Below are 12,738 nucleotides of genomic sequence, written 5' to 3' on the forward strand. Positions count from 1 at the left end.
CACCCGGGGACACAACGTGATATGACAGTGGCTCCCGCCGATATCGGCGGGAGCCACTGTCGTCTCGTTACCGCACGGTCAGAAGACGACCACTCCTCGCAGATTCCTGCCCTCGTGCATGTCGGTGAAGCCCTGGGCGATGTCGTCGAGCTTGTAGGTGGACGTCACCAGTTCGTCGAGCATGAGCTTGCCGGAGGTGTAGAGGTCGATCATCCAGGGGATGTCGGCGGTCGGTGCGAATGCGCCGAACAACGAGCCCTGGAGTCGCTTCTGGTACAGCACCAATTCCATGGCGCTGATAGGGATCCCGAAGTCGGTCATCTTGCCGAGACCGGTCACCACACAGGTACCGGCCTTCCGGATCGACGAGAACGCCTCCGCGATGTGCTCGCCGGTGGTCACGCCCACCGTGACGATCGCGGCATCGGCGCCCTGCCCGTTGGTGTACGAACGCGCGATCTCGGTGGCCTCCGCCATACCCGCGACGGCATGGGTCGCACCGAAGCGCAGGGCACTCTCGCGCTTGAACTCCACCGGGTCGACGGCGATGATGTGGGCCGCGCCGGCGTGCGCGGCTCCCTGCACGGCGTTGATGCCGATTCCGCCGATTCCCTGCACGATGACGGTCTGCCCGGGATACACCTCCGCGGAGTTGACCGCCGCACCCCATCCGGTGCCGACACCGCAGCCGAGCAGGCACAGCTTGTCGAGTGGGAGATCCTTGTCGACCTTGATCGCAGAATCGACGCTGACGGTGGTGTATTCGCTGAATGTGGACAGCCCGCATGTCTGTGCGACCTCGACGCCGTCGAGGCTCAGCCGGAAGCTCGCCGGATCGTCGGGACGGCTGCCGGTCATGATCGCCGCACCTCGATCGCACAGGTTCTGGAGGCCTTTCGCGCACCACCGGCACCGTCCGCACGCGGCCAGGAACGAGAACACCACATGGTCGCCCTCGCTCCATCCCGTGGTTCCGGGTCCGACCTGCACCACGACACCGGCACCCTCGTGGCCACCGCAGATGGGGTAACTGCCGACCGCGTGGTCACCGGTGGCGATGTGGTCGTCGGAATGACACAGCCCGGCGGCCACCATCCGGACCATCAGTTCGCCGTGGCGCGGTTCGTCCAACTCGAGGTCGGCGATCTCGTAGGTACCGGGTGCTGAGCGGATAATCGCGCCGCGGGTCTTAATCAGGTGTTCTCCTCGGGTTGGGGGCGAGCGTGGGGTAACCGGTCGTCAAGGGGTGACCTGAGCCGCCATCGCGGCGCGGTATCCCTCGCCGTACGGCGGCAACATTCCCCACTCGCGGCGCGGATCGTGCTCCGGTGACTCGAAAATTGTTCGGGCGTGGCTGAATTCGAGGAATCCTTCGCGACCGTTGTAGTGCCCCATCCCGGATTCACCGACACCGCCGAACGGTGCGTCGAGCATCCCCGCGTGCATCATCACGTCGTTGATCGTGACGCCGCCGGACGTGGTGCCGTCGACGACGGTGCGCTGCTCGTCGGCGTCCCTCCCGAAGTAGTACAGCGCCAAGGGCTTCGGTCCGGAATTGATCGTGTCGAGGACGTGCGCGAGATCGTCGTACGTCCGCACCACCAGGGCGGGTCCGAAGATCTCTTCCCGCGAGATCGCCGCAGACTCGGGCGGGTCGAGCACCAGGCGCAGCGGCCGACGGCGCTCACCGGTGCTGATCGGCTCGTCCGGAGCAACCTCGATACGAACGCCCAATTCTGCTGCCTCGCTGATGTATCCGTCGATCCGTGCCGCATGCCGGTCGGTGACGATCGCGGTCGCGTCCGCATTTCCGGCCACCGTGGGCAGCAACTCCGCGTACGACCGGGTTACCGACGAAACAAACGACTCCAGGAATTCGGCGGGCACGTACACGGTGTCGGCGTTGACGCAGAGCTGACCTCCGTTGGTGGCCTTGGCAACCGCGATGCGGAACGCCGCCGTGTCGAGATCGGCGGAGCGCCCGATGATCACCGGCGATTTCCCGCCCAGTTCCAGGGTCACCGGGACGAGATTGCGGGCGGCGTTCTCGAGCACCGAGCGACCGGCGGCCACACCACCGGTGAACACGATGTGGTCGAAGGGCAGCGATGTGAGGGACCGCGCGATGTCCGGGCCACCGGTGACCACCGCGACGTCGAGGGGATCGAGGAACTCGGCGGCCGCCTCGGCCAGCACCTGCGCGGTGCGCGGGACCACCTCGGACGGCTTGAGCACCGCGCGGTTGCCGGCAGCCAGGACACCGGCGAGAGGGCCCATCAACGTGTAGACGGGAGCGTTCCACGTTCCGATGATCGCGACCGAGCCCTTGGGCTGGAAGTGGATCGCGGCGGTGGCACCGAGTTGGTCGTAGGGCGCGAACACTGTCCGCTGCTCCGGCTGCATCCAGCCGTCGAGGTGATCGCGCGCGTATTTCAGCGCGGTCACCGAGCCGAGCACGTCGTTGACGGTCGTGTAGCCCGGATGACGTCCACCGAAGTCGGCGTCGATCGCCGCGACGAGTTCGTCGCAGCGGGCGACGAGCATGTCGATCACGCGCTGGATCCGGGCTCGGCGCTCCTCGGCAGAACTCGTCCGCCGGGTCCGGAACTGTGCCTGCTGGCCTGCGAGAATCCCGTCTACCGAAGATTCCGCGCTGGTGTGTGTGGTCATGCGGCCGAGATTATGACCGGGGTCACAACCCCCGACGCAGGGTCTCGCTCACCGGGACCGGCCGTCCGGACCTCAGTTCGTGGACGTGCCCGCAGGCGCGGGAGTGCTCACGGACTCGGGTTGTCTGCGTGCCGGCGCGGCCGCTTCCGGCTGCGCGATCGGTTCTGCCGTGTCCGAGGCAGCGTCCTCACCGGGCGCTTGCGCGGGCGCTCCCACCGGAACGCTCGCGGGCGTCGACGACGCCGGGGCGGGCGCCGGGCTCGCCGGAGCGGGTGCGTCGTCGCCTGTGCCCTGATCACGCCCGGAGTCCGCGTCGTCCTTGTCGTCGGGCTCGACGCACTTGACGATCGGGACCGGGTCGTAGCGCACCGTGCGGGTCGTAGTGGAGATCTGTGCGCCCGTCTTCGCGTCGGTGACGACACGGGTGTCGGAGACGGTGAAGCCCTTGGCTCCCGCCGAGGCGATGCAGCCGGGGCCGGCCGGCAACGTGATCGTGTTCGGCGACGTGTAGTTCGTACGCTCACCGGTGATCGACTGGACGTCCACCGTCTTGGTGCCCCACAGTCGCACCGTGACATCGGAGCTGGTGGTGATCGTTTCGATCAGCACGCCGGTGTCGAACGGATTGCGGAACTGCAGGTCGATCGCACCTTCGAACACGGTGGCCTCACGGGCCGCGGGGTACCGGGAGATGTAGTAGCTGTGCTCGGTGTGGGCCACGTCTTCCATGCCCGCGAAGTAGGACGCGTTGTAGAGCGTCGTCGCGAGCTGGCTGATGCCACCGCCGACCGCCTTGCCGGGGCGGCCCGCCTCGATGATGCCCGACTCGACGTAGCCTTCCGCCGTGCCGCGCGGTCCCGTGTACCCGTTGAGGGAGAACGTGTCGCCCGGCTTCACGACCGCACCGTCGATCTCGGCGGCAGCGAGCCGGATGTTGACGCCGGAGGCGTACTCGAATCCGCCGGTGGTGTACTCACCGATGACCTCGTTGATGCCGAGCTTCTCGGCAGCTTCCGTGGTGAGCGCGGGATCCACCGTCTGGTACACCGCGTCGACCGCCCGATCGTCGGTGACGGCGAGCAGTTCCGGGAACGTTTCGAGGGTCTTCGCCCAGTCGACGAGCTCACCCTTCACGCCGGGGACCACAGCGGGGCGTCCGCCCTGGATCTCGACCCGGGCGTCGCGAGGCTCGGTTTCGGTCGGCTTCAGCTGAGGAGCGAGGATCTCGACCGCTGCCTCCGGGTGGTACTCGGGGGTCAGGCCGCCCTTGCCGTCGGGCGCGAACGAGAGGACCGCGCCGATCTGGTCGCGGGCCAGGGTCGCAGCAGTACCGTCCCGGCCGCGCACGACGAGATCGGCGGAGACCGCGGGTACCGCGACGTCGGCCAGCGCGCGGTCGAGGCCTTCGCGCGTCACCGTGACATCGACCTGCTCGACCGGCAGCGACACCTCCCCGAACGCCCAGCGTTCGGCGAACACGTCGGATGCGGCGGCGATGTCGACGCGCTGTCCGGGCTGCGGGATGACGGGAACGGGCGTCCCGCCCTCGAACACGATGTTGCCTTCGCGGGGGGCGTAAGCGGCAGCCGCGGTGAACTCGTCGATGGCGACGGCGAGGGCGGCGTCGTCGCGGGTGGAGACGACGCCGATCTCCTCGGTACTGAAGAAGGAAGCGAGCCTGGTGAACGGGTTCAGCGGCTGGGATCCCACGCGGTCGAGAGTCGCGTGCCAGTCGATATCGATACCGGCTTGTGAAGGCACGATGTCGCCTGTCGTCTCGCCGGCGAGGACCGGAACCGGCTCGTCGAGTCGCTCGGTGAGCACCTCACGCAGGTGCGTTTCCGCCTCGTCGAGCGACTCCCCGCCGATCTCGATGCCGGCGACGGTGACCCCACGGGGCACCTTGCCGGAACTGACGGCGAGATCTGCGACGTAGAGCACCGCGAGCAGAGCGACGACACCGCCGACCACCAGGGCGACCGTCCGCTTCGGAAGTCCGGCCCACCACGGACCCGGCCCGTCACCCGAGCCGTTGCCGCCGGGCGGCGGGGCCACCGGGGGCGGCGGGGTGGCCGGCGACGCCGGAGGCTGGGCGGGACGCGAATCCTGCGGCCGGCTGGGACGCGAATCCTGCGGCTGGGCGGAGCGCGACTCCGGAGCGGGAATCGGCGTGCTGCCGACAGGCTTCGGGGCAGACGGCTCCGACGAGCGCTGGAGAGGGGTGGTGGACGGCTCTTCACCACGAGCGGCGTTCGACACCACCGGGATCACCGTGGTCGGAGCATCGAACGGGGCGTTCTCGTCCGTCTCGGGTCGAGCCGGAGCGTCCGCGGGCTGACCTGCACGATCGGCGGGCTCGTTCCCGGCCTGCTCCCCGGGCGACGGCGGCGAGAATGCCGCGAACTGCTCAGTCGGAGCGGAGGTGCCGTCGGACGCGCCTCCCGACGAATCCCGCGAATCGGGCTCCGCGGGCCGAACGTCGTCGTTCTCGTGTTCGGAGCCCTCGGTCCCGTGTGTGCCGCTCACCCAAATCCCTTCGACAACAGGGCGCGCGGGGTCGGAACCTCGTGCGCCGATCTACCACATCCAGAGTAGTTCCCCGGTTGAACGCCGCTACGGGCGGAATGCCGAAACCCCGTGTTGCTACCAGGTCGGGGGTCAGGCAGCAACACGGGGTCGACCGGTCTATCGCTGTGCTCGCCGGAGCGTTACAGACCTACCGGATTTTTTCCGAGGTGTGATCTACGCCTCGAGAATCGCGGTCACACCCTGGCCGCCGGCAGCGCAGATCGAGATGAGGCCACGGACCGGCCGGCCGGTTTCCTGCTTCTTCTCGTGCAGCATCTTGGCGAGCGAAGCCACGATCCGTCCGCCCGTGGCCGCGAACGGATGCCCGGCCGCGAGGGAGGATCCGTTGACGTTGAGCTTGCTGCGGTCGATCGATCCCAGCGGCGCGTCGAGCCCGAGCTTGCCCTTGCAGTAATCCTCCGACTCGAACGCCTGCAGCGTCGCGAGCACCACGGACGCGAACGCCTCGTGGATCTCGTAGAAGTCGAAATCCTGCAGGGGCAGCCCGTTGCGCTGGAGCAACCGCGGAATCGCGTAGGTCGGGGCCATGAGCAGGCCGTCGCCACCGTGGATGTAGTCGACTGCGGCCGTCTCCGAATCCACTAGGTAGGCGAGGACGGGGAGCTTGCGTTCGGCCGCCCACTCCTCCGTCGACAGCAGCGCCGCCGAGGCACCGTCGGTGAGAGGCGTGGAGTTGCCCGCCGTCATGGTGGCGTCGCCGAGCTTCTTGCCGAACACCGGCTTCAGCGTCGACAGCTTCTCGACCGACGAATCGGGCCGCAGATTGTCGTCGCGGGTGAGCCCGAGGAACGGGGTGACGAGGTCGTCGAAGAATCCGCGGTCGTAGGCGGCGGCCATGTTGCGGTGACTCGCGACGGCCAGTTCGTCCTGGTCCTCGCGCCGGACCCCGAATTCCTTGGCGGTGATCGCGGCGTGCTCGCCCATCGACAGGCCGGTGCGGGGTTCGCCGTTGCGCGGGATCTCGATGCCGAGCATGGAGGGACGCACGTTGCCGAGCAGCTTGGCGCGGGCGCCGGTACTGCGTGCCCGGTTGAGCGAGAGCAGGAATTCGCGGAGTTCGTTGTTCACCGCGATGGGTGCGTCGGACGTGGTGTCGACACCGCCGCCGATACCGGCCTCGATGCGGCCGGCGGCGATGGCGTCGCCCACCGAGATGATGGACTGCAGCCCGGTGCCACACGCTTGCTGGAGGTCCCAGGCAGGCGTGTACGGGCTGAGGGCACTGCCCAGGACCGACTCCCGGACGAGGTTGAAGTCCCGGGCGTGCTTGAGGACGGCCCCGCCGACGACCGCGCCGAGACGCTCGCCCTGGAGGTTGAAGCGGCCGACGAGGCCGTCGAGTGTCGCGGTGAACATGTCCTGGTTCGATGCGCGCGCGTATTTGCGGTCGGATCGGGCGAACGGGATCCGGTTGCCCCCGAGGACGGCGACACGGCGCTGTTGCGTGGAACGGGCTTTGGTGGTCACTGGTGTCTCCCGGATTCAGATGGACTCGAATTCTGGTTACTATTCTTACTCACGGGTAAGTTTGTTGTCGACCACTGCATCGACGACCGAAAGAAGAAGGTGGAACCGTGGCAGAAGCCAAGGGCGCGCCCAAGCTCTACGCCCAGATGATCTCGTCCGCACCCGGATCCTTCCTCGCCAAGCAGTTCGGACTGCCGCAGCCGGAGAAGCTCAGGCGCTACCAGCCCGGCGAACCCGCACTCCCCGGGCCCCTCCTTCTCGGCGGCAACGGCCGGCTGATCGAACCGCTCCGCTCGCTGCTGAGCGACTACCCGACCGCCGACCCGGCCGACAGCACCTTCGGCGCGCTCGTCTTCGACGCCACCGGCATCACCGACGCCGCGGGGCTCGAACAGCTCTTCACGTTCTTCCAGCCCGCGATCCGCAACGTCGCGCCCAGCGGCCGCGTCGTGGTGCTCGGCACCACCCCCGAGGAGACCGCCTCGGTCGACGAGCGCATCGCCCAGCGCGCACTCGAAGGCTTCACCCGCAGCCTCGCGAAGGAACTCCGCCGGGGCGCGACCGCGCAACTCGTCTACGTCTCGCCCGAGGCGTCGACAGGATTGTCGGGTGCCGAGTCGACGCTGCGATTCCTGCTGTCGGCGAAGTCGGCCTTCGTCGACGGCCAGGTCATCCGTATCGGCGAGGGTGACGCCACGGCTCCCGCGTCGTGGGACAAGCCCCTCGCGGGCAAGGTCGCCGTCGTCACCGGCGCGGCCCGCGGCATCGGCGCCACCATCGCCGAGGTGCTCGCACGCGACGGCGCGACGGTTGTCGCCGCCGATATCCCCGCCGCCGGCGAAGCGCTCGCGCAGACCGCCAACAAGGTCGGTGGCACCGCGCTCGCCCTCGACGTCACCGCCCCCGACGCGGGCGACAAGCTCGCGGCACATCTTCTCGAACGTCACGGCGGAGCGGACATCATCGTCCACAACGCGGGCATCACCCGCGACAAGCTCCTCGCGAACATGGACGACTCCCGGTGGAACGCCGTGATCGGCGTGAACCTGATTGCGCCGCAGAAGATCACCGACGTCCTGGTCGAGAAGGGCGCCCTCAAGGAGGGTGGCCGCGTAGTCGACGTCTCCTCGATCGCCGGGATCGCCGGCAACCGGGGCCAGACCAACTACGGCGCATCCAAGGCCGGCGTCATCGGCCTCGTGCAGGCAACCGCTCCGGTCCTCGCCGAGAAGAACATCACCATCAACGCGGTCGCCCCCGGTTTCATCGAGACCGCCATGACCGCGGCCATCCCGCTCGCCACCCGCGAGGGCGGACGGCTCATGAGTTCGCTGCAGCAGGGCGGCGAGACCGTCGACGTCGCCGAGACGGTCGCCTGGTTCGCGAGCCCCGCGTCGAGCGCCGTGACCGGGCAGGTCGTCCGGGTGTGCGGTCAGTCCATGCTGGGGGCCTGATGGGGCTCATCGAACTCGAGGCGAGCCCTTCGGTTCTCGACATCTACAGCCGGGCCGTGCTCTCGGCACTCCCGGTCGTGGGGGCCAAGGGCGGCACGCTGCCCGACGACACGCTCGTGCTGCGTGGCCTGCGTGTCGACCCGGACAACCTCGCCGAGTACGCGAAGGTGTGCGGACTGACGTTCGGCGACACGCTGCCGGTCACCTACCCGTTCATGCTCACGTTCCCTCTCGTGATGAAACTGATGGTCTCCAAGGGATTTCCCTTCGCAGCCGTCGGTTCGGTGCACGCCGAGAACGTCATCGAACAGAAGCGGCCGATCTCCGTCACCGAACCGCTCGACGTGAAGGTGCACGCGGAGAACATGCGTGAGCACCGCAAGGGCCTGCTGGTCGACGTGGTCAGCGAAGTCTCGGTGGGCAGGGAACAGGTGTGGCGCCAGACGTCGACGTTCCTTCACCAGCAACGGACTTCGCTGTCGGGGCAGCCCAAGCAGGACCCTCCGGAGCAGGAGATTCCGCCCGTCCCGACTTCCACGTTGAGGGTAGATCAGAAGGTCATCTCCCGGTATGCTGCGGTATCCGGAGACCGGAATCCGATCCACGTCTCTACCCTGGGCGCCAAGGCCTTCGGCTTCCCGAAGACCATCGCTCACGGAATGTGGAGCGCGGCGGCGGCACTGCGCGCCGTCGAGGGCAAGGTCCCGGGGGCAGTGACCTATACGGTGAAATTCGGTAAGCCGGTACTTCTTCCGGCGACCGTGAATCTCTACGCGCGGCGCGACGCCAGCGGATGGGATCTCGCGCTTCGCCATCCGAAGAAGCTCTACCCACACCTCACCGCAACACTGCGCTGAACAACAGGAGGGCGGGTGCCGGGACGCGATGGGGGCGTCCCGGCACCCGCCCTCCTGCGTCGGCGCACTGCGGTGCCGAGCCTCGGCTCAGCCGGACGGTTCCGAGCGTTTCCGTCCTGCGAGACCGCGCCATGCCAGGTTGTCGAGGAGTTCGGCCGCCTTCGCGACATCGATTTCTCCGCCCGCGATGCGGTCGGCAACCGCTTCACCCGCGCCGACGAGCGCGACAGCCATGATCGTGAAGTCGGTCCCCGGTTCCGGGTCTCGGGTACTCGACTCGAGCAGGTGCGCGGTGAGTTCGATGAGCCGGTCGCGGCTGCCCCTCACCTGGCCCGCGAACACCTGCTGCGCGAGCGCCTGGCGGTAGAGCACCATCCACGAATTGCGGTGCTCGTCGACGAACCCGAGGAACGATTCGAGCGCGACCCTCAGTTGCTCACGTGGCGCGAGGGCCGGATCGCCGGCCGGGGTGAGCGCTTCGACGAATCGCTGCCCCTCGCGATTGATGCACGCGGCGAACAGTTCGTCCTTCGACCCGTAATAGAGGTAGAGCATGGGTTTCGAGATCGACGCCCGGGCTGCGATGGCATCCATGGAGGTGTCGTGGAAGCCGTTCTCGGAGAAAACGTCCACCGCGGCGTCGAGCATCTGCTGCTCCCGCACCGCGCGCGGCAATCGCTTGGTTCCGCCGGCCATGGACCCTCCCCACCTCCTCGAACAGGTTTCTTACTCTACGGTAGGGAAGTTTCCGCACGCGCGCGAACGTGGGTTTCAGCAGGCGACAGCGCCCTTCGCCCGCGCGACCGTGCGGACGGCGTCGTCCACCCGGGACTGCGGCAGTTCACCGGTCGCCACGGACTGCTCGAGGTGGTCGAGAACCGCGGGTACCTCGGCGGTGGTCAGCCACAACGCCTGGTCGACACCGGCCACCAACGCCGCCTCGACCGCCTCGGTGATGTCGTAGGTGTCGGTGATCGCGCGCATCCCGGACAGGTCGTCGGTGAAGATCACGCCGTCGAACTCGGGTCCGCCGTACGAACCGGAGCGCAGCAGTTCCACTGCCTCGGGGCTAATGCTCGCGGGCAGGCCGCCGGTCAGTCCCGGCACATCCAGATGGCCGAGCATCACCCCGACGTCCGGAGAGACCAGCGCCCGGTACGGCACCAGGTCGCTCTGCTGGAGTTGTCCGAGCGGCGGAGCGGTGACCGCACCGGTGTGCGAATCCCCCGACGCCGACCCGTGGCCCGGGAAGTGCTTGAGCACCGGCATGATCCCCGCGTCGAGGAGGCCCTGCGCGTAGGCGCCCGCGTATTCGGCGACCACCTGCGGATCGGCGGAGTACGAGCGGTCGCCGATGACACTGTCGTCGGGCTGGCTGCTCACGTCGACGTCGGGCGCGAAGTCGACCGTGATCCCCAGATCGCGCAGTTCCGTGCCACGCTCGAGCGCCATTTGATAAGTCTGCTCGACCGTCATCGTCTCCGCGGTGACGCGCGCGGACGGGTCGGGTCCCAGCAACTTGCCGACGCGTGAGACCCGTCCACCCTCTTCGTCGATGGTGACCATCAACGGCAGCGCGCTCTGCGCGGCGACTCCTTGAACCTGCCGTTCGGACAGCATTGCCGGATCGGTCCAGCTTCCGATGAAGATGCCGCCGATCTGTTCGGACTGCACGGCCGCGAGGGCGTCGTCCGCGCCCGTCACTCCCACATTGAGCAACTGGGCGAGCTTCTGCCTGCCGGTGAGGGACGCCAGCAGGTCGTCGCCGCACACCGGCGTGGTGGTCGGCAGCGGTTCGGCCGAGGGTGTCGTGACCCGCGATTCCGTCGTCACGGTGTCCTCCGCCCCACTGCTGGAGGCAACATCCGAGGTGTCGTTCGCACCGCACCCGGCGGCCGCGAATGCAGCGGTGAGAACGACGGCGAGAGTGTGGCGGGTGCGCATCGTTCCGACGGTAGCGGACCGGCGTCGGGAAGCCTCCCGCAGCCGGTCTCCGCACGCTAAGGTGCACCCGAACATTCGTGCCGGATCCCGCGGTCGCCGAGGCCCGCCCGGGGCGCACCCGGACTCACCCGACCCCGTAACACTCGACACAGGAGGTGCCGGTGGGCGCAGATCTGATCCTCATCGCGTACGACGGATCCGAGAACTCCAAGCGGGCCGTGCAGTACGCCGGGCGGTTCCTCGAGTCGTGCCGGGCTGTGGTCGTCACGGCGTGGGAGCCGATGGTGCGGCAGGCCGCGCGGATGTCCGGACTCTCCGGTGTCATGCAACCCGAGTGGGTGCCGGACGAGGACCGCGAGGACATCGCGCTGACCGACGCGAAGGTCACCAACGCCGAGGGCCTCGAACTCGCCAACTCGCTCGGCCTGCACGCCGAGGGCCGCACCGTCGAGGTGGTCAACGCGGTGTGGGCGGCCATCGTCGAAGCGGCCGACGACCTCGACGTCGACATCATCGTCGCGGGCACGCGCGGCACCACCGGACTGCGTTCCCTTCTGCAGTCGTCGGTGGCCGACCACGTCCTGCGTCACAGCCACCGTCCCGTGCTGATCGTGCCACCTGGCCGCTGAGGGCGGCGCGCGCAGGAATATCGTCGAATCACCATGGACGGTTTTCTGCTCTCCCGCGCCGATCGCACCGTGCACGCCACCGGCACGCGTCGTCTCTTCGACGACGTCGCGTCGGCGTCGCGAGCCCTGCACCGCGGGGACGCCGACCTAGTCGTCGGTGCCCTGCCGTTCGACCCGACACGGCCGGTCGCGCTGGCCCAGCCCGAACACACCGTCGTCACCGACGGACCGTGGGAGTCGCCCGACGATCTCCCCGACCTCCCCGAGGTCCGCCGGACGCAGGAGATTCCGTTACCCCGCGTGCACGTCGCGCGGGTGCGCGCGCTGGTGGAGCGGCTCGAACTCGGCGAATTCGAGAAGGTGGTCGCGGCCAGGAAGGTCGCACTCGCCGCGGACACACCCATCGACCCGCTCACCCTGGCAGCCCGCATGGTCGAGCGGCATCCGGATGCGGCGACGTTCGCCGTCGATCTGAGTGCGGCAGGCGAACGGTTCTGGGGGCACACCCTGGTCGGTGCGAGCCCCGAATTGCTGGTCAGCCGCCGCGGGGACACCGTGACGTGCCGGCCGCTGGCCGGGACCGCCGCGCGCCGCGACGACCCAGACGAGGACCTGCGGGCGGGCAAGGACCTGCTCGGCTCCGCGAAGAACCTCGCCGAGCACGGATACGTCGTCGACTGGATCCGCGCCCGCCTCGCACGCCTGTGCCACGACCTGGTGATCCCGGAAACGCCCGAACTCACCTCCACGCCGGACGTCTGGCATCTCGCCACCCCCATCACCGGGACCCTGCGCGACCCGGAGACCGACGCGCTCACCCTCGCGGCCGCATTGCAGCCCACTCCCGCCGTCGCGGGCACCCCCACCGAAGCGGCGATGGACGCCATCGCGCGGGTCGAGGGTGATCGCCGGTTCTACGGCGGGGCAGTCGGCTGGTGCGACGCGGACGGGGACGGCGACTGGTTCGTCGCGATCCGTTGCGCCGAGTTGAGTTCGGACTGCCGGCGCGCGATCGCGTGGGGTGGCGGCGGGATCGTCGCCGATTCCGATCCGCACGCGGAACTGGACGAGACGAGCGCGAAACTGCGCACGTTGCTGGGCTCACTCGGGGTGTAGATCGCTTACCGG

At 68.6% G+C, this 12,738-nt stretch carries 10 protein-coding genes; 4 read left to right on the forward strand and 6 right to left on the reverse strand.

Going from position 1 to position 12,738, the window contains the following annotated elements; translation table 11 throughout:
• Nucleotides 1-78: 78 nt before the first annotated feature.
• From AC0B44_RS13055 to AC0B44_RS13070, 4 genes are all read right to left on the reverse strand, one after another.
• The gene (locus tag AC0B44_RS13055) at nt 79-1,194 is read right to left on the reverse strand and encodes an NDMA-dependent alcohol dehydrogenase (protein WP_378605861.1); all 1,116 of its coding nucleotides are present in this window, start codon (nt 1,192-1,194) and stop codon (nt 79-81) included.
• Between the two features lie 45 nt (nt 1,195-1,239).
• Nucleotides 1,240-2,670 (reverse strand): aldehyde dehydrogenase family protein, encoded by a 1,431-nt coding sequence (locus AC0B44_RS13060; RefSeq protein ID WP_471903284.1) that lies wholly within the window; start codon nt 2,668-2,670, stop codon nt 1,240-1,242.
• Between the two features lie 72 nt (nt 2,671-2,742).
• Entirely contained in the window at nt 2,743-5,196 is a 2,454-nt protein-coding gene (locus AC0B44_RS13065) for a VanW family protein (protein WP_471903285.1), read from the reverse strand.
• A 216-nt stretch (nt 5,197-5,412) separates the two neighbouring features.
• A complete protein-coding gene (locus tag AC0B44_RS13070) occupies nt 5,413-6,726 on the reverse strand; it encodes an acetyl-CoA C-acetyltransferase (protein WP_471903286.1) in 1,314 nt (437 codons plus the stop codon).
• A gap of 107 nt (nt 6,727-6,833) precedes the next feature.
• Between AC0B44_RS13070 and AC0B44_RS13075 the strand changes: the two genes are divergently transcribed.
• Nucleotides 6,834-8,180, forward strand: a complete 1,347-nt coding sequence (locus tag AC0B44_RS13075; protein WP_471903287.1) for a 3-oxoacyl-ACP reductase — start codon at nt 6,834-6,836, stop codon at nt 8,178-8,180.
• Nucleotides 8,180-9,037 carry a MaoC family dehydratase gene (locus tag AC0B44_RS13080; protein WP_471903288.1) on the forward strand — a complete coding sequence of 286 codons (858 nt, stop codon included), beginning with the start codon at nt 8,180-8,182 and terminating at the stop codon, nt 9,035-9,037. Before AC0B44_RS13075 ends, AC0B44_RS13080 begins: the two co-directional genes overlap by 1 nt.
• A gap of 87 nt (nt 9,038-9,124) precedes the next feature.
• Here AC0B44_RS13080 and AC0B44_RS13085 read toward each other — a convergent pair whose 3' ends face one another.
• Together AC0B44_RS13085 and AC0B44_RS13090 are read right to left on the reverse strand one after the other, a co-directional pair.
• Complete coding sequence (locus AC0B44_RS13085; RefSeq protein ID WP_471903289.1) at nt 9,125-9,733, reverse strand: TetR/AcrR family transcriptional regulator; 609 nt, start codon at nt 9,731-9,733, stop codon at nt 9,125-9,127.
• A gap of 75 nt (nt 9,734-9,808) precedes the next feature.
• The gene (locus tag AC0B44_RS13090) at nt 9,809-10,981 is read right to left on the reverse strand and encodes a glycoside hydrolase family 3 N-terminal domain-containing protein (RefSeq protein WP_471903290.1); all 1,173 of its coding nucleotides are present in this window, start codon (nt 10,979-10,981) and stop codon (nt 9,809-9,811) included.
• A 161-nt stretch (nt 10,982-11,142) separates the two neighbouring features.
• Between AC0B44_RS13090 and AC0B44_RS13095 the strand changes: the two genes are divergently transcribed.
• Both AC0B44_RS13095 and AC0B44_RS13100 read left to right on the forward strand, forming a co-directional pair.
• Entirely contained in the window at nt 11,143-11,610 is a 468-nt protein-coding gene (locus tag AC0B44_RS13095) for a universal stress protein (protein WP_471903291.1), read from the forward strand.
• Between the two features lie 33 nt (nt 11,611-11,643).
• Complete coding sequence (locus AC0B44_RS13100) at nt 11,644-12,726, forward strand: isochorismate synthase (RefSeq protein WP_471903292.1); 1,083 nt, start codon at nt 11,644-11,646, stop codon at nt 12,724-12,726.
• Nucleotides 12,727-12,738: the final 12 nt, after the last annotated feature.

The organism is Rhodococcus sp. NPDC019050, assembly GCF_055664235.1.

Bases quoted from the DNA above. Each gene is read 5' to 3' on its own strand.
- AC0B44_RS13060 (WP_471903284.1), bottom strand. From the start codon at position 2,670: ATGACCACACACACCAGCGCGGAATCTTCGGTAGACGGGATTCTCGCA.
- AC0B44_RS13080 (WP_471903288.1), top strand. From the start codon at position 8,180: ATGGGGCTCATCGAACTCGAGGCGAGCCCTTCGGTTCTCGACATCTAC.
- AC0B44_RS13085 (WP_471903289.1), bottom strand. From the start codon at position 9,733: ATGGCCGGCGGAACCAAGCGATTGCCGCGCGCGGTGCGGGAGCAGCAG.
- AC0B44_RS13090 (WP_471903290.1), bottom strand. From the start codon at position 10,981: ATGCGCACCCGCCACACTCTCGCCGTCGTTCTCACCGCTGCATTCGCG.
- AC0B44_RS13100 (WP_471903292.1), top strand. From the start codon at position 11,644: ATGGACGGTTTTCTGCTCTCCCGCGCCGATCGCACCGTGCACGCCACC.